The following is a 17,750-nucleotide window of genomic DNA, read 5'->3' on the forward strand; positions in this document are numbered from 1 at the left end:
CCGGAAGAGCAGACCTAAGTAGCTTCCAATGCATTTCCAATCGCAACCGCAATGCGCTCCCAGTTGCTCGTTTCTTCGGCAAGTTGTCGACGCCCTGAGGCGGTGAGACGGTAGAACTTGGCGCGTCGTCGATTCTCCGATTCACCCCACTCCGATGTCAGCCATCCCTTCTCTTCCAACCGGTGAAGGGCAGGAAATAACGATCCCGGCCCAACCTCGAACGTTCCCCGCGTGATCTGTTCGACCCGCCGAGCCACACCCACGCCGTGATTAGGCTCGAGCGCCAAGGCTTTGAGGATCAATAAGTCGAGTGTGCCCTGAAGTAAGTCAGTCTTGCCCGTCATAGAGAGCTCTCATATCGAATGTCGATATGAGAGTATCGTTAGTTTTGATAGCGGTCAATCCCAGGTTTGGGCCCTCAGCTCCGCTGACTGCCGAGTACCGACAGCCCTTTAGAATAGAACCATGCCCCACCGCCTCAAGGGCCCAGAGAAAGACATCCTCAAACTTCTTCCCCCGAAGCCCGCCTCGCCGCCGACCTCGCGCCGCATCGGCATTCACTGCTCCACCGCTGGTGGCGTCGAAACCGCGGCCGAACGTGCCTGGCGACTCGGCTGTAACGCCTTCCAGGCTTTTTCGTCGAGTCCGCGCCAGTGGGCTCCGTACTCGCTCGGCAAGCCGCAATGCGAGACGATGAGCCGCCTTCGCGAAAAATACGATCTCCGGCCACTCGCCATCCACGCCAACTACCTGATTAATGTCGCTGGCGCCAACACCGGCTTCCGCAAGAAATCCATTGCCGCCTTTCGCGGCGAAGTCGAACGCGCTCTCGCCCTCTGCGCCGAATACCTTGTCCTGCACCCCGGCTCCTTCCGCGACCTCACCCGCGAGCAGGGCCTCGCCAACGCCGCCGCCGCGATTGAAGAGTCCGTGCGCAGCCTCGATCTCGCGCGCGGCGGCCTAACCATCCTCATCGAAAACACCGCCGGCGCCGAGTTCTCCCTCGGCAGCAAGTTCGACCAGGTCGCCGAGCTTTGCGATCGTCTCCGCGCCCACGTTCCCGTCGCCGCCTGCATCGACACCTGTCACACCTGGGTAGCCGGCTACGACATCGTCAGCCCCACCGGCTACGAGACAACGCTCCGCGAACTCGACTCCACCGTCGGCCTCAACAACGTCCTCGTCTGGCATTGCAACGACGCCAAGGCCGCCTTCGGCAGCAAACTCGACCGCCACCAGCACATCGGCGAAGGGTCGATCGGCCTCGAACCCTTCCGCCGCCTCCTCAACGACCCGCGCACCGCCCACGCCGCCTTCCTCGCCGAAACCCCTGTCGACCAACCCCTAGACGACCTCAAGAACGTGAATGCGCTGAAATCCCTCGTAGCTCCCTCCAAGCCCTCGCGCCGGAAACCGAAGAAAAGCAATTGACGATTTTTACATTGACGATTGAAAGGCAACGGCAATGACGAAATGACGAATCCCGGAATGACGAATGAAAAGCAAACACCGCTTTGGCCTTGGTTTTCCAATCGTCAATGAGAAAATCGTCAATCGTCAATCCCGGCCTTCCCCACGTTGTAAAATCAAAGATTCATACTTTCTTCGTTTTCCCGCGTGTATCCATGACCGATAAGAAGCCGTCCCGCCCCGAATCCGAGCTCTCCGAGATCATCCGCGAAGTCGCGAACAACGTTAAAGAAGTGGTTGAAGATGTAAAGGAGGACGCCCGCGCCGTCGCCCAGGAACTCGGCCTCGCCGAACCCGACCGCCCCGCCGACGCCAGCGCCTCGACTTCGACCCCCGACCGTCCAGACGACAACCGCTACAACTTCGAGCCCATCGAGCTCAAATGGTCCAGGCTCTGGGAATCCGACGAAGCCCTCTACGCCGCCGACCCGACCTCCGACAAGAAGAAGTACTACGTCGTCGAGATGCTCCCCTATCCCTCCGGCGCGCTTCACATGGGACACGTTCGCAACTACTCCATCGGCGACGCCCTCGCGCGCTACATGTGGATGAACGGTTACAACGTTCTCCACCCCATGGGCTGGGACTCCTTCGGCCTTCCCGCCGAAAATGCCGCCATCAAGAACCAGCGCCCGCCGCGCGAATGGACTCTCGGCAACATCGCCAACATGAAGCAGCAGATGAAGCGCCTCGGCTTCGCCTACGACTGGTCGAAAGAGGTCACCACCTGCCTTCCCGAGTACTACAAGTGGAACCAGTGGTTCTTCCTCAAGTTCTATGAAAAGGGTCTCGCCTACCGGAAAAAGAGCAAGGTCAACTGGTGCCCCGAGTGCGCGACTGTGCTTGCCAACGAGCAGGCCAAGAACGGTTTCTGCTGGCGTCACGAAACCACGCGCGTCGAGCAGCGTGAACTCGAGCAGTGGGCCCTTCGCATCACCGACTACTCCGAAGAACTTCTCCGTGACGTCGACAAACTCGACGAATGGCCCGAGAACGTTCGCAAGCAGCAGCGCGACTGGATCGGTCGCAGCGAAGGCGCGCTCGTCGACTTCAAACTCGACGGCCTCACCGGTCCCGCCGGCGAGACCATTTCCGTCTTCACCACGCGCATCGACACCATCTACGGCGCCACCTCGGTTCAACTCGCGCCCGAACACCCTATCGTCACCGACATCATCGCCAACGACCCCGAACTCCACGCCAAGGTCGAAGAATTAATCGCCGAGCAGCGCCGCGCCAAGGAAGCCGGAGACATCGGCAAAATCGAGAAGCACGGTGTCGACACCCGCCGCTTCGTTACGAATCCGTTCAACGGAGAAAAGATCCCCGTCTGGGTCGCCAACTACATCCTCATGGATTACGGCACCGGCGCCATCATGAGCGTCCCGGCGCACGACGAGCGCGACTACGAATTCGCAAAGAAGTACGGCATTGACATCCGCGTCGTCATTCTTCCGCGCCGCGAGCAAGAGCCGCCCGAATCCGGCGAGCCCGACGAACCCGTGCTCCCCTTCGTCGCCGAAGACAGTCTCCTCATCAACTCCGGCGAATGGAACGGCCTCTCCTGCGTCGACGCGCAAAAAAAGATGGCCACGTACGCCCAGCAGCGCGGCTTCGGCAAAGCCACCGTCACCTATCGACTCAAGGATTGGGGCATCTCCCGCCAGCGCTACTGGGGAACGCCGATCCCGATGATCTACTGCCCGAATGACGGCATCGTCCCCGTTCCCGAAAAGGATCTTCCGGTCCTCCTTCCCGACAACGTCGAGATCACGCTCGCCGGAGGCTCACCGCTTTCGCGCGTGCCCGAGTTCGTCAACGTCAAGTGTCCCAAGTGCGGCGCCGCAGCTCATCGCGAAACCGACACCATGGACACCTTTGTCGACTCCAGTTGGTACTTCTACCGGTACACCGGTCCGACGCCCGACCGGCCGTTCGACTCCAACGTCGTCAACTACTGGTTCCCCATCGACCAGTACATCGGCGGCGCCGAGCACGCCGTTCTTCACCTCATCTATTCGCGCTTCTGGACCAAGTTCATGCGCGACATCGGCCTCGTCCGCACCAGCGAACCCGCCGAGCGGCTCTTCACCCAGGGCATGATCACCAAGGATGGCGCCAAAATGTCCAAGTCGCTCGGCAACCTCGTCTCGCCCGACGAGATGGTCGCGCGCTACGGCGCCGACGCCGCCCGCATGTACACCCTCTTCGCCGCGCCGCCCGATCAGGGCTTCGACTGGCAGGACAAAGGCATCGAAGGCATCGCCCGCTTCCTCTCCCGAGTCTGGCGGTTCATCTCTTCGAATCCCGTCAAGAGCACAGGCGAGTATCGCGTCGAAGACCTGACTCCATCCGCACGCAAGGTTCTCCGCAAAACTCATCAGACGATCAAGCGCATCACCGACGATTTCAGCGGACGTTGGCACTTCAACACTTCCATCGCGGCGTTGATGGAGTTGTTGAACGAGTGCTACGGCAGTGAGGAGTTCGCACCGCACGGCGACGCTGCGCGACCTCGTGCATTCGCCGGTGATGTTCAGCGGAAGTTTGTCCTCTTACTCGCGCCCTTCGCGCCATACCTGGCGCACGAACTCTGGACCGCGCTCGGCGAAGACGCTTCGACGCTGCTTCGTCATCCGTGGCCGAAATACGATCCCGAACTCATCAAAGAGGACTCGATCGAAATCGTCGTCCAGCTCAACGGCAAAATCCGCGGACGCATCGTCGTCCCCGCCGACGCCACCGAAGATCAGATCAAAGCCCTCGCGCTCGCCGATGAAAAAGTCAAAGCCGCGCTCGAAGGCAAACAGATCGTGAAGGTAATCGTCGTCCGCGGCAAACTGGTAAATATCGTGGTGCGGTGATTCGATCACGCTTCAGTAGCCTCGGGCGGCAGCTTTGATAGGAAATTTTCGTTCCAAATATGCAATCTATTGCACAGTAACCACTCTGGCCGCCCTCCAGGTCGTCCCTCCCCTGCACATTTCGATGTAAGTACTTTGCATCGTTCGAAATATTGTCGCCGTCGCTTACTTCTCGTAGGATGCTCGCACGTTCATGCCGTTCGGGCTCGCGGCTCCCCCCCCAACCTTCGCGTTGAGCCTGCTCCGAGCGGTTTCAATCACCAGTTGCTGCCTTTTTGGGCCGACGGAGTCATCACCCGACGAGACTGTCATCGGTTTTCCATCCTGCGGAGCAACTGAATTTCCAACCAGACGGCGAGCATCTGTCCGTCAACCAAGAGGAGTTTTTTATGCGACCCGGGTCAAAGATTCTCTTGGTATTGGTGTTGGCTCTATTCGCCGTGGGGGCCGCTGCCGATACCCTAACTCTCACCTCACCAGCTCCTGCCGACCAGCAGTACCAGCAGACGCTGAACAGCCCTTGCGTCTTCGGTGATGCATCCTGCAAACAGCCCTCGGGATTCCTTTACACATCCATCGCCGAGGGTGGCTCATTGCAGGATTTCGGCGTGGGCACGCCGGTGTCGTCGCCGATCTACACCTACGACGACATCGTCAATGCTATCGGGGGCAACAACTTCATCGTCGGCATTGACATCAACCAGGCGCAGCAGCTGTCGCCCACGCTGACCTACTTTGCGGAGCTGATTAACGGCGTCGTTGTCGCGTCGTTCGGCACGTCCGGCGCCAGTACTGGTGGATCGTTGCTCGTTCTCACCAACAACGGAAACGGCTACGCCGACGCCATTCTCTCCGGCTTTGTCGCTCCTCAGGAGGGCGACACCGTCCAGTTCGAATTGACCTATCTCAACGCGAACGACGGTACCGAAGAGTTCTTCCTGATCAACACATCGGCTCCGCCTCCGGTCGTTCCCGAACCTTCAAGCCTTGCGCTTTTGGGCACGGGACTGGTCGGCGCAGCCGGTGCAATCCGCCGGAGATACTTCGCCTGACACCCCCTCTCCCCCAGCACGAAAAAGGCCGCCCCAGACCCTCGGGGCGGCTTTTCAATTGTCAGCACCAGGTTGTTGTTTCAGTGAAGGTCCCGCCGAGCAAAAAACGGGTCCGGCGCGGGGGAGAACCGCCGGACCCAAGTGGGACTACAAGTGGTTAGCAACCACGTATGGTTGTCACCTACAGCCCAGGGATGAGAGCTATGTCATATCGGAAGTCATTTGCCGATACTGTTTTTCCCATTCCTTCATTGCGCGTTCCATCTCTTGAGCCTGGGTAGCGATTCGGTTCCGATTCGGCTCAGCCTGCGACAGTTCGTTCTCCATGTTCTGCATCTGGTTTCGAACGCGCTCCTGAGCCTGTTCCATGGTCTGAATGCGTTCCTGCATCGTGATCCGCTGCTGAGCCGTCATTCCCTGCATTAACTGTTGGTGCTGTTGTTGCATCGTCTGGATCTGCGTACGCAGTTGATCACGCCCCTGTGTCATCTGCGCGAGGCTGGTTTGGGACCGTTTCGCGCTCTTCTGCATGTCGCGGGCCTGCTGGCGGGCGGTCTTTGCAGACTGCGCGCAACTGCGCAACTGATCTCGCTGTACGTCGCTCGCGAGGATGTCCTGGTGGATGCGATCTCGATCGCGCGCGCGGTCATAGTCCTGGTCGTGCAGGCGGTCCCGATCGTAGGTCCGGTCACGATCCCGTGTGCCGGATCCGACCGTGGAGTTACTCCCCATCCTCGGCGGTTGCGTTGTCGACTGACGGCCTCCTGGAGCACCTTGGCCACCCCCTGCTGGCCTCTGCCCTCGTTGGGCTTCTAACCCTGGAACCATCAGAAGCGCAGCTACTAAGATTGCAAACATGCCATTGCGCTTCATTCTGCTCTCCTCTGCTGGAGTTTCCAGCTAAGTGGTTGGGACTAGCACTGAGGTGCCAATCGCTACAGTCGAGAACACGGCATTTCGCGATTAGTTTCCCCAGCAACTGTGCGCAAACGAGCGAAGCTATGCGCAAGCGTATCGTCGCGCTTGCAGGTTTCAATCCGGTGTGGTTGATTCGCGCCTGAACACTCGAACAACGGCCGAATACTCTGAATGATATTGGTCGAGCTTGACCCATCCATTCGGGGCGCGATCCCCTCCCCCCTCGCGCCTCGAACTAGCCAAGCCCAATGAAGCTCACGTGGTCCTCTCTATCACGGCCTCGGCTCGGTCCAATCCTGGGAAACAAAATCATTCCCGTTTGGGGAAGAAAGAGACGTCTTCATGCGAAACGCAATATGCGTTCCCGACATGTTGATCGGAGGAAATCATGAAGAAAGTTGAGCTGCTGGTGGTCTTCGCTTTGTTCTTCTTCCTTTGCATTCCGGCCTACCCTCAAGGGGAACCGCCAACTTCTGAATCAACAATGAATCTTTCGTATCCGGCGAATTTCTATGTGACCGCGTCCCAAACCGGCACAATTGGCGACTACACGCTCGGTGGGATATTTCCGACTGCCATGAGCTACGGGTGTGAAGTGCCTGAGTTGATCGGGACCACCACCTATCCAAACACGTCCTGTGTCGGCACCGAAGGTATGCCTGACAGTTACGACGCATGCTTGACCAAGTGCTCAGGACTCGATTCTGCAGCTACAGTCGAACGAATCTACTGGCAGAAAGATCCAGTCAACAAATGGCAAGCTGGATACAACGTGTCCAGTACCGCTCTTCCGGTAAATTACATCGACTGGGGCGACAACCTGGAGGGCAAAACCTGGCCCGTCCAGGTGATACGAGTCGAAACGAACACGTTCTCGCTGCTTCCAGTTGGCGACTCGCGGACACGGATGGATATGTGGCATGTATTTGGACAGGGCACAAATGAGCTCTGGGGTCTGCATGCCACCGACACCGAGACTCCGAAGGCCTACATTTATCTGGATTCTGCCAGTGCCGTCAACTGGCCCTATGCCGTGAACGTCACTGCGAAAGCACGTCTTAACATCACCAAATTGGAATCGACTAGCTCGGCCTGTCCAGTATCAGGAACGGGCGTCAGTCAGTCTCCATACACGCCGCAGTGGATTTTCAACCCAACCAGCGGGACCGGCCAGTGGGGAACAGCACCTGTTTTCCAATTCGATGCTCTGTATGGAGCCGAACTCAACATCAAGGGAAGTTACGTTTACGGGTACAACTGGAATTTACGGAGCATGAATACCCAGGGAGTTCTGAAGCCCGGATGGTGGCGGCTGACGTTCTACACATCCGATGACTCAATCGATTTCAATACGTGGCTTCCTTCCTCAATGGAACTCGGAGATACTCTTGCACCACCTGTCGATCTCACTACTACGCCGGTAGAAGATCCCGGTGACATTGCTGCCCTCGTTGACGCGAAGGCTGAAGAGGGTGGCGATACCGGACTTCCGCTTTACGTGCCAATCGTCGACAAAGATAACAATCTGACTTACCTCGACGTTTGCATTAAGGCAGGCAATGCAGGTGGCGGCGGAGGTAAGAAGGGACCGCGGTAAGGTGATTTAGAGAATTCGAATGCGACCTTGGATCGTTATGTCGCATGTCATTCGCTCCCCCGAGTAGCAGGGAATGGCTGGCGCTTTTATGGGCCAGCCATTCCTTACAGACTGATCAAAGACTGCGGTAGTCACAGGCGCCGAAAAGATCATGAGCATAGGTTCCGCAAAGCTCTTCCCGGAATCCTCTTTTCCGTTGCCCACTCTCATGATCCGGCCATCGTGGTAATTTCCACCCAGACGAGCGTTGACGCACTGAAAGGCGGGGCTACAATAAGCGTCAACCGCGCTCAATACACCTCCGCTGCGCCCGGTTGGGGGAGATCGTATGCCGCCAGAGCGGGAGCTCCAGCAGTTGACGTCGTGGAAAGAGATCGCCGACTACTTAGGTGTCTCTCTCCGAACTGCGCAAACTTGGGAGCGCGAACAGGGATTGCCAGTCCAGCGCATGCCGGGCGAAAAGGGGCGCGTCACCGCCGATACCGCGGAACTGGAACGCTGGCGGCGCTCCACATTCCGCACCAGGTCGTGGTCGTCGAATCCTGCCTATTTAAGGATTATCGCTGTCACCCTCGCGGTCCTTCTCTTGGCCCTCCTTGCATACCAATTCATTGGTTACTTGGGACAACACAGACGAGAGCAGGCGGCAAGTTTTCGCATTGGCCGGCGATCCTTGACTGTGCTGGATTCCAAAGGCATGGATATCTGGAGGAAGGCTTTTCCCGAACCGCTGGAGTCAGCGGACTATTCTGACGCGTCGCTCGCCGTCCATCGCAAGGTCGCATTCGCCGACATTGAAGGCGACGGAACCGTGGAGACTCTCTTCGTATATAGTCCCCTCAACTCGTTCCGCGACCCTGGTGCATTGTATTGCTTTTCCGGAACTGGAGACGAACGCTGGAGCTTTGCGCCTGCGCGGACGAGCGCCGGCAATGGGTCGGGCGGAACGCACGTCATCAATGACCTCCTCGTAGCGCAACCTCACGGAGAAACCGACGCTTACATCCTCCTGCTGGATTGCCAGTTGCCGGCTCATTCAGCGAAGCTGTTTCTACTTTCTCCGCGGGGCGAGATTTTGGCTACGTTCGCTCATGAAGGGCACCTGGGCATGCTGGAAACGGCGGATGTCGACGGCTGCGGAAGGGAAGAGATTCTAATGGGCGGTTTTGCTTCGGAACGTCACGAGGCCGAGTTGATAGTTCTCGAGATGCCACGCAAGAATTCGGCAAGCTCAGCAGGAGAGACACGCCCCGTGCTGCCGCTGAAACTCAAAGAAAAAGCGGTAATCGCGTTCCCAAGAACTTGCGTGAATCAAAAGCTGGAAGAATCAAACCGAATTGCGCACATTGTGAATTCTGGCGACGTCCTCACGGTCGTGGTTTCCGAACTCGGCGAAGACCCGTCTGTAGAGGTTACGTACCAACTGGACCGAAAACTCCAAGTCAAAGACGTGTGGTTTTCAGATGCGCTCCGTAACCTGCACCGGACCCTTCGCACACAAGGCGTGCTGGACCATGAGTTGACCGCTGACGAGATCGGCCAGTTGAAGAAGATTACGCGACTTCCACCGCACACTCTCGCATCGATCGATCAATAGCGACCTCGACGATAGACAAGCCGCCGGGATGGCGGCTTGTGTTGTGTCCCCCTGAGGTTCAAGTGTTCATGATGAGAACGCAGATAATGTGGGTTTGTCCGCAGTCGTTTCTGCGCAGCACCTGTTAGCTGTTGAACTGAGTGAATGTAATCAGGCTTGACGTCTGGCAGGACCCGTCGTGCAATCGGTCCTGTTGCTGTATCGGATCCTGCAACTGAATGCGATCCTGGTCGCCATTCGTAATAATGCTTCCACCGATACCCGTTGAAACAAGCAGAAACATCGAAATGATCCAGGAAGTCATGTACTACCTCCTTAAAATTGGATCGGATATGCTGGTTGCCCCAGGCACATCGCGTGATTAACTGCTGCTCCTGTAAACAGCACAGTCGCGGAGAAGTTTTCATAGGTCACAGTGATCGGTGATGAAAAGAAGATTCGGTTGGGCAGAACTGTTCAAATAAGGACGAAACAAAGAAGAACAAGGAACCAGGCGAGCGAAAGGGGAACTCTTGCTCGTTCCCATTTCGGAACGCCCCGAAAATTTTCCTCATCTCTAACCGCCGACACGCTTGACCCTACGTTGTAAAATTGTTCTGGACACAGTCCATCGAGCGGCGCCCCTGGCGGGCGCCGTTGGTTTTTCGCGTTCGGATATTGAGAAGTGACTTCCGCTACCAATGCGGTCGTCCCCCTCAATTCCACGAGTAAGGAAGAACTAAGAACGATCTTTCACATCCCGGCTCGTCGCTGCGGTACGCGGCCGCGCCGACGTCATCCCAGGACCCAAGCGTCCTGGGCCGTCCTACCACGTCGTTCCGAGCCACTGCCGTGGCTCTCGTTCTCAAGCACTGGAGACGCAAACAATGTCCGATAACAAGCACCCAAATCACAACTCTCGAAACCTAAATCCCTGGAAGCAAACGACATAATTGGATTTTTAGATTTAAGTTCTTTGCTCTCAGTCAATTATCGGGGAAATTTCCGTATCTGTTGAAAACAAAGGGAGCGAAAAATAGGGGGTAGGGTAATTTCGCGGGAAGCACCCCACCCCAACGACCGGCCGGGATGGAGCACCGCACACTACCCTGGTTCTCCGAGAGCCTCATCGTTCCTCCGTTTTTCGAAGAACAAAGACGAACAACGAAGAACGAACAACAAACTATTTCTTGAACTGCATCGGTCTCACGATCACCTTGGCCGATCCCATGTTGTCGAACTGGTCGTACACGCGGACGACAACGACGTGTTCTTCGTCGCTCGTGTTTGCGGGCTGCTTCTTGCCGCGCGCGCGAAGTTCGGGCTGAGTTGTGGTTGTGTTGCTCGAGTTCGGCATCGGAACCGTCACGTCGTAATTCTCGGTCTTGGCATCGGAGAGTTCACCAACAGGCGCGACGAACTGCCACTCGCCTGCATCTACCGAGTACTCGGCGCGTCGTACCGGAGAGAAGGAGTCGATCCCGGTGAACGTGATGTGCAGCGTATCGCTTTCCTGGGTTGCCGCGAGGTTAGTGACGACTGGAGGCGTGGAGTCGACCTCGAAGCGCGGGCTGACGCGCGATCCGGTGAGCGCGTGGTCAGGCGATTCGGTAGGCGAGTCGCTGGCGACGATCTCGATCTGGTAGCCGCCGTCGGGCAGCAGACTGGACTCGAAGGAGTAGTAGCGATCAGCCAGGTTGTCCTTGAGGAGCTTCCAGCGAGTCTCGTTGTCGCCGCGATAGTAGATGGAGTAGCTGAGCTGGTCGTCGTTCTCGTCGTGCGCGCGCCAGTTGACTGAGACGTAGTCGCGATCGTTGGCGGTTCCTGGGAGGTTCGGGTTGATCGGTTGCGGGTTATTGAGCACGTCGCTGATGGAGCGCGGCGTCGTGAGATAGCGCGACCCCACGATGACGCTCACCTCGTCCACCTCCGGCGCAACGTTCTTGGGCAGGTAGTTGATGGTGACGCTGTTGACCTGTGGCGCTGGGTTCCCGGCGTGGAGCACGGCTCGCCACTGGACGTAGCGCGCAGCCGGAACCTGGAGAGTGGGATCGTGCTGGAGATCGACCTTATTCCAGTTGCTCCAGTTGCGATCGGGATTATCGACATTACCGGAGCGGGCGAAGAGCTCAACGTTGCCCTTGGAGAGAAGCTCGACACGTCCCCAGCGCGAGAAGTTGTGGGCGTCGAAGACGTCGCTCTCGAAGCTACCTTCGGAAATGGGAGCGCTGTCGATGAGGAATATCTTGCCGAGATTGCTGGTAGCGACGTACAAGCCCTTGGGCCCGTGGGTGAATCCGACGACCTGGTTGGCGCTGGCCTTGAGCAGGTCGGTGAAGTCGCCGTTCATCCCGATGGCATAGATCTTGCCCTTGTTCCCGGTTCCGGCGATGAGGCGGCCGTCGCCGTCGAAGGCGAGAGCGTAGACGAGGTCTTCGCGCGAGGACCACAGTCGCCTGGGCGAGCCGTCAGGCGCGATTCGGTAGACTTCGGAGCCAGTTGCGCCGAGGCCGGGAACGGGGATTTGCTGCTGCAGTTGAGGCGCAGGAGTTTGCGAGAGCTGGATGGTTGGTTTCGCGCCGACAACCGGCGGTTGCGCGGGCTGAGGCTGCGGAGCGAACGTCGCGGGCGGAACCACGCTGGGACGCTTGTCTCCGGCAGCGGCGGCGTAAATGTTGCCTTGCGCGTCGATGGCCAGGGCGGTGATCTCTTTCTTTGGCGCGCTGTAGAGGACGAACGCTTCTCCAGAGGGCGAGATACGATAGATGAGGCCGCTTCCGTCGGAGCCGGCGATGAGATTTCCATGCGGGTCAAAGGCGATGCAGCGAATGTGAGCTTCGTCGGAGCGGAAGAACAGAGACGAGGTGCCATCAGGATTGACACGGAAAATCTCGCCGTGATCGCCGGTGGCAACATAAAGACGGCCGTCGGGATCGAGTGCGAGCGCCCAAATGTACTTTGTTCTGGGTTCGAAGTAGACGCTAGACGTGTACTCGGGATCGATGGCAACGTCGGGCCGGTTTTCCTGCTGGCTCGCGGTCGCAGCCGTGGACGCAGATTTAGCAGAAGACTTCGCGTTAGCAGCCGACTTCGGAGCAATGCGGTAGACGCGGCCGTCGGGCGAAGTCGCGGCGTAGATCACGCCGTTCTTTCCGGCGACCAGGGCCTGCACCTGCAACTCTTCGGGAGCCAGGACGACGCTAATTTTGCCTTCGGGATTGATTCGGTAGACGCGCGACGGCGCACCGGCGGCGGCGAAGACGTTGCCGCGATCGTCGCTGGCAATGGACCACAGGAAGGTCGATTGCGTGGTGGCGAGGGCGCGGAAGGCGGGCGCGAGCTCGATATATCCGTCGCTGCGAATGGCGATGCCCTTGGATGTGCCGCGCTCGAAGTCATCGAAATTGCCCTGTACCCAAGTGCGCGTGCCTTGGGCGAAAGCGGCTGCGGTGATGAGGACAAATGCAGAGAGACGAAGAAGATTGATGAGTGACGAGTTTTTCATTGATCCAATACGAAATGACGAAACGACGAATGCCGGAATGATGAATCGGAAACACGATGGACGAATGTGAGATTGACGATTGATGTAATTCTCAAGGTTTGGCATTCAATTCGTCAAATGTGAGTCCCCCAAAGAACCATTCCCTATGCGCGCCGAATGCAGAGTGAGCACAGAGGGCCACAGGGGCCCCCAAAAAAGCCCCCGATATGCGCGCGAGCGGAGCGCGCATCCGGGCCACAATCTCTCAGCGGATGTTGACGGTGATGACTTGCGAGCCGGTGACGACGTAGTCAAAAGGTGTGCTCGCTTCGCTCACCGACGATTCGCCGACGAGGACCATATCCTGCGTGCCGCGCATGCCTTCCATCACGTTAATGACGGAGAGGGGCAGGGTTGGCATGACCTTATCTTCGACGACGGCCTGCGGGTTTGCCTCGAGCAGCGAAACGTAGAGGCGGCTGTTTTCGTGCTGCTTGTTGAGCTGCGCGATGGTGGATTGCAGGTCCATGCGGCGCTGCTGTAAGCCGGTATGGCTCATGCGATCGAGCGTGTCACCGTCGCTGACGAGGATGCGGAGGGTGCCGCGTGGCGTCGAGGTCGGAATCCGGATGGGAACCTGGCGCACGATGCGCTCACCACGATAGGGGCGAAGCACGGTTTCGACGACGATTTCATCGCCCGGGCGGGCTTCGGTGACGTCCGTGCGTGCGGTTTCGAGACGCGCCCACCGGCGATCGGGAACGAGATCGATGTTCAGTTCTACACCGTTGATCTTTGGCTGCTCGTAGGGGTTGTCGAAGATGCGGCTAAAGCGTTCGCCAAGAGCGGTGGCGATGGCGGCGGCGGTCGGCGTATTGCTGTCGCCGGGGGCGTACATGTTGTTCAGTTCCAGTTTCGGGTAGCCGGCGACGTTGACAGAGCCCTCGACGCGGAAGGTAGTGTCTTCGCTGTACTCATTAATGCCCTGGATGGCGCTGTAAACCGTCGACATCATGGCGACAGGCGTGAAGCGCGCATTGTTCAGGACTTCGAAGTGGAAAGTCTTCGGGTTCGAGATGCCGTGAAAACTCAGCGTGACCGGAATCATCTCGGGTTGCTTGCCGAATCGGCCGAGAATGCCGGTGTGGCGATCCTGCATGAAGGCGCCGATCTGTTCGGTGGCGGTCGCAATTTTGAAGGCGTTGGCTGGCGAGGGCAGCGTCGCGAGTACCGTCGATTTTGTCATCGGCATATCGACATTGCCGAAGTCCATCAGCGGGTGGCCGCACGCGAGAAGATGGGTGGCGTCCACGTAGGTGACGGTGCAAGTGGCAGTAATGTCCATGTCGCCGCGGACGAGGACAGCGCTGACAGAAGAACCGGGCTCGATGGGCTCAGGCTGCTTGGTATTTTCGGCGGAGCCGACGCCCATCACCGGGACGATGCCCGCGGCGGCGAACTGGGGCGCGAAACGCTTTACTGCGTCAGTAGTAAAGCCGGAGAAAACCAATGGAGTGTCGATCGGTCTCAAGTACTGATACGGTGTCGCGACCTGCGGATCGATGCCGGGACCGCCGGTGGCTTCCGGCGATTCGGGACTGGCAGCAACCGGCGTCGGAAGCGGCGTTTGCGACGTGTCCATCTCATTGATTTCGAGCATTTTCTCGATCGGCGTCACACCAGCAATGGGTTCCTTCGAAAATTCCCCAATGCGGTAAGAGATGGCGCCGACAAGTTTGCCGTCGATGTAAACAGGGCTTCCGCTCATTCCGGCAACTACACCGGTGAAATCGGGTTTTGCACCGTGAAGGCGAACGAGGATGATGTCACCTTTGGGCCCGGTCATGTTGCGAAGAATGCCAAGGACCTCCACGCCCATAGGCTCGGGCTTAACGCCCTGGAATACGGTATAGGCGGTCCCTGTCATGCCGATTTTCACCTGGCTCAATGGCATGATGGGGACGCTGGTTTTTTCAGCAGCAAAGGCACAGATCGATGCAAGGGACAAGACGAAGACTGAAAGGGGCGCGAGAAGTCGTTTCATACAGACGGTGGCCCTGACTTCCTTTCGTTGCGCCCTTCCGACGAGCGTAGAATGAAGCGACAGAGATATCGCTCTGCTACGTATGTAAACGCCGGAAAGGTGAAAAGTTGCATCCTATACTAGCAGAGACACACCACACATGAGGATCCGGTCTTGAAGCAGATTTCCCTTAATTCGCGTATGAAATCCCCTAGTTCAGTCGCCTGGATGTCAATGATCGTGCTGGTGTTAGCGCTGGTTATTGCTCCGCTGGCGGTGGCGCAGGACCAGCAACAGGGTCAACAGCAGCAGAAACCGGGACAACAGCAGGCGCCACCAGAAGCAGGCGGACCGGAAGGGGACATCGGACCGATTGCGATTCCGAAGAAGAAGGAAGAGGCGCCACCACCTCCGCCGCAGCCAAAGGCGCCCGCGGGGATGCCGGATTACTCGCTGACAGTGGATGTGCCGCTGGTTTCACTGGACGCGATGGTGCTGACGAAAGACGGTCAATTCATTCCGGGACTGCAGAAGGACAACTTTAAAGTATTGGAGGATGGCGTACCTCAGAAGATTGTCAACTTCGGTCAGACGCAGGCACCCATCACGGCGGTCCTGCTAGTGGAGTTCTCGAACTCGAACTACGCGTTCATGTCGGACGCTCTGCGCGCCTCGTACGCATTTGCCGACAGCCTGAAGAAGGACGACTGGGTAGCGATTATCGAGTACGACATGCAGCCGCATATCCTGCTCGACTTCACTCAGGATAAGAATAAGGTTTATGGCGCGCTGAACATGCTGCGCATCCCGGGCTTCAGCGAAAGCAACCTGTTCGATGCGCTGGTAGATACGTTGGACCGTTTGGACAGAATTCAGGGACGCAAGGTGCTGGTGATTGTCGGCAGCGGGCTCGACACCTTCAGCCGCATCACATACGACAAAGCGATCAAACGTGTGAAGGAATCGAAGGATGTGACCATCTTCACGGTGAGTACGGGCGAAGCGTTCCAGATCTGGGCGGAAGGACGGCTATACGGTTCGATGCGGGAAATGGATTACCTGCAGGCGAAGAACCAGTTACGCACGTTCGCGGAACTGACCGGAGGGCGCTCCTACAGCCCACGCTTCGAAGGCGAGATGCCAGGAATCTTCCAGGAGATCGGACAATCTGTGCGGAACCAGTACACCATCACGTATCACCCGACGAATAAAGCGCTGGACGGGACGTATCGCAAACTGAAAGTCGAACTGGTGGATCCACAGACAGGGAAGCCTCTGATCGTGCAGGACGCGAAGAATCACAAGAAGCTGAAATACGAAATTATCGCGAGGTCGGGGTACACGGCGAAACATACGGTTGAGTAAAGACGCCTTTCACGATTTAGTTGGGACTAGAAAAAGGAGCCGCTATGACGGCTCCTTTTGTTGTCTCTGCGGAGAGAGGGTTATGCGACCTCGCGGCTATAATAGTCGGTCCCGTGCTGCTTCACGAGTTTGTTATAGACGCCCATGATGAGAAACGCGGGTGCCCACTGACCGACGAACAAAGCCCATTCGTCTTTACCAAACCCTTTCAGGATTGCCGATGCTGCCATTAAGCCGACAGCCGCGCCTAAATATCCGGACGACGGAATTTTCGAAGTTTGGGATTCCAGCGCGCCTGTTACCCGGTCTTCTCTTTGCCCGCGAACGCGAGTCTCCATAGCTGTCTCCTATGTTGGAATTTCGAACTGGTTGGTACCCCTATGAGATGAGGTAGCAACCAAATCGGGAATTGCTGGGTGGAGAAAATCGAGGGCTGGCATGAGCAGGCGTCCACGAGGGCCTGGAAATTCTAAGCGTCGGCGGAAAACATAGAGGCGTTATTCAGGATTGCGCTTCGCTTGGATTCAAGCAGATTGACGATCTCCTCCGCCGTGCCTGGAGCCACGCCCACTTCGGCGAGGGCATCGCGGAAGTGGTTGACGAAGGTGTTGAAGTGGGCATCCGTCAAACCCAGCATGCGGGCGTTTACGTGAGCGGCGACGATGTCCTTTCCCGTATACACGACGCGACCGCCGAGGAGCATGGAGATGAACATGCTTTGTCGCGCAACGAGGTGCTTCATATCGACGGATTGGAAGAAGGGCTGCAACTCGGGATCGGCGAGCACGCGACGATAGAAGGCTTCGGTCGCGGCCCAAATGGTGCGGTTTCCACCGATGGTGTCATAGAGTTTGTCGATCATAGCCATCCTCCAGTGGCGGGATTATACGACGAATACAGTGGACCAGCGTAGAAGGCAGAATTTCATCGATTCTGCCGGTTCAGGTAGCTCCCATAAGCAGTAACATAATCCAAGCGGGGAGATGCAGTCATGCAAGTCATTACATCTCAAAATGGGCAGACCGAGTTGACTTCATGGAAAGAGATCGCCACGTATCTGCAGAAGGCGGTGCGGACGGCACAACGGTGGGAGGCACAGTTTGGATTACCGGTGCAGAGGCCGGATCCGCTGAAGAAGAGCATAGTGAGGGCTTCACGCGAGGACCTGGACCGATGGATGGCGACGCGGTGGTCTTCGCGTGCGGGGAAACCAGATGCTCGCGTTGTGTCCGATATCAAATGCGTGAGCGTGCGAAAAGAAATTGAGACATCGCATCTTTTGCGGGCTGAGCGCCGGCGACTTTTGGGTGAGTTGCGACAGCAGCGCGAGAAGCTACGACGTGAGCTCGCAGAAGTCTCTGGACGTAAGATCGCCTGACGCGCAAAGCCAGGTGTCCTTTC

14 protein-coding genes are annotated in these 17,750 nt (G+C 57.7%); 7 read left to right on the forward strand and 7 right to left on the reverse strand.

Annotated elements, in window-relative coordinates:
- Window positions 1-14 precede the first annotated feature (14 nt).
- Window positions 15-344: a PadR family transcriptional regulator gene (locus tag ROO76_13280; protein MDT8069131.1), complete on the reverse strand. Its 330-nt coding sequence runs from the start codon at window positions 342-344 to the stop codon at window positions 15-17.
- A gap of 121 nt (window positions 345-465) precedes the next feature.
- Here ROO76_13280 and ROO76_13285 point away from each other — a divergent pair, with 121 nt between their 5' ends.
- The 3 genes from ROO76_13285 (at window position 466) to ROO76_13295 (ending at window position 5,386) form a co-directional block, all read left to right on the forward strand.
- Window positions 466-1,431 carry a deoxyribonuclease IV gene (locus ROO76_13285; protein MDT8069132.1) on the forward strand — a complete coding sequence of 322 codons (966 nt, stop codon included), beginning with the start codon at window positions 466-468 and terminating at the stop codon, window positions 1,429-1,431.
- Window positions 1,432-1,625: 194 nt separating this feature from the next.
- Window positions 1,626-4,334, forward strand: coding sequence for a leucine--tRNA ligase (gene leuS / locus ROO76_13290; GenBank protein ID MDT8069133.1), 2,709 nt, complete (start codon window positions 1,626-1,628; stop codon window positions 4,332-4,334).
- A 389-nt stretch (window positions 4,335-4,723) separates the two neighbouring features.
- Window positions 4,724-5,386: a PEP-CTERM sorting domain-containing protein gene (locus tag ROO76_13295; GenBank protein MDT8069134.1), complete on the forward strand. Its 663-nt coding sequence runs from the start codon at window positions 4,724-4,726 to the stop codon at window positions 5,384-5,386.
- A gap of 201 nt (window positions 5,387-5,587) precedes the next feature.
- Here the strand turns inward: ROO76_13295 and ROO76_13300 are convergent, their stop codons facing one another.
- On the reverse strand, window positions 5,588-6,118 hold the full coding sequence (locus ROO76_13300) for a hypothetical protein (GenBank protein ID MDT8069135.1): 531 nt from the start codon (window positions 6,116-6,118) through the stop codon (window positions 5,588-5,590).
- 574 nt (window positions 6,119-6,692) lie between these two features.
- On the opposite strand from ROO76_13300, the gene ROO76_13305 reads away from it, so the two are divergent.
- Together ROO76_13305 and ROO76_13310 are read left to right on the forward strand one after the other, a co-directional pair.
- The gene (locus tag ROO76_13305) at window positions 6,693-7,901 is read left to right on the forward strand and encodes a hypothetical protein (protein MDT8069136.1); all 1,209 of its coding nucleotides are present in this window, start codon (window positions 6,693-6,695) and stop codon (window positions 7,899-7,901) included.
- Between the two features lie 328 nt (window positions 7,902-8,229).
- Window positions 8,230-9,498, forward strand: a complete 1,269-nt coding sequence (locus ROO76_13310; GenBank protein MDT8069137.1) for a hypothetical protein — start codon at window positions 8,230-8,232, stop codon at window positions 9,496-9,498.
- 124 nt (window positions 9,499-9,622) lie between these two features.
- Here the strand turns inward: ROO76_13310 and ROO76_13315 are convergent, their stop codons facing one another.
- The 3 genes from ROO76_13315 to ROO76_13325 all read right to left on the reverse strand — a co-directional run bounded on the left by ROO76_13315 (window position 9,623) and on the right by ROO76_13325 (window position 15,005).
- Window positions 9,623-9,802 (reverse strand): hypothetical protein, encoded by a 180-nt coding sequence (locus tag ROO76_13315; GenBank protein MDT8069138.1) that lies wholly within the window; start codon window positions 9,800-9,802, stop codon window positions 9,623-9,625.
- Between the two features lie 858 nt (window positions 9,803-10,660).
- Window positions 10,661-12,982, reverse strand: a complete 2,322-nt coding sequence (locus tag ROO76_13320; protein MDT8069139.1) for a hypothetical protein — start codon at window positions 12,980-12,982, stop codon at window positions 10,661-10,663.
- 244 nt (window positions 12,983-13,226) lie between these two features.
- Complete coding sequence (locus ROO76_13325) at window positions 13,227-15,005, reverse strand: SpoIVB peptidase S55 domain-containing protein (protein ID MDT8069140.1); 1,779 nt, start codon at window positions 15,003-15,005, stop codon at window positions 13,227-13,229.
- Between the two features lie 153 nt (window positions 15,006-15,158).
- Between ROO76_13325 and ROO76_13330 the strand changes: the two genes are divergently transcribed.
- Window positions 15,159-16,349 carry a VWA domain-containing protein gene (locus tag ROO76_13330; GenBank protein MDT8069141.1) on the forward strand — a complete coding sequence of 397 codons (1,191 nt, stop codon included), beginning with the start codon at window positions 15,159-15,161 and terminating at the stop codon, window positions 16,347-16,349.
- Between the two features lie 80 nt (window positions 16,350-16,429).
- Here the strand turns inward: ROO76_13330 and ROO76_13335 are convergent, their stop codons facing one another.
- Window positions 16,430-16,687 carry a hypothetical protein gene (locus tag ROO76_13335; GenBank protein MDT8069142.1) on the reverse strand — a complete coding sequence of 86 codons (258 nt, stop codon included), beginning with the start codon at window positions 16,685-16,687 and terminating at the stop codon, window positions 16,430-16,432.
- Window positions 16,688-16,818: 131 nt separating this feature from the next.
- The gene (locus ROO76_13340) at window positions 16,819-17,211 is read right to left on the reverse strand and encodes a group 1 truncated hemoglobin (GenBank protein ID MDT8069143.1); all 393 of its coding nucleotides are present in this window, start codon (window positions 17,209-17,211) and stop codon (window positions 16,819-16,821) included.
- Window positions 17,212-17,340: 129 nt separating this feature from the next.
- Here ROO76_13340 and ROO76_13345 point away from each other — a divergent pair, with 129 nt between their 5' ends.
- Entirely contained in the window at window positions 17,341-17,727 is a 387-nt protein-coding gene (locus tag ROO76_13345) for a hypothetical protein (GenBank protein ID MDT8069144.1), read from the forward strand.
- Window positions 17,728-17,750: the final 23 nt, after the last annotated feature.

It is taken from the genome of Terriglobia bacterium (assembly GCA_032252755.1).
Taxonomy (GTDB): domain Bacteria; phylum Acidobacteriota; class Terriglobia; order Terriglobales; family Acidobacteriaceae; genus JAVUPY01.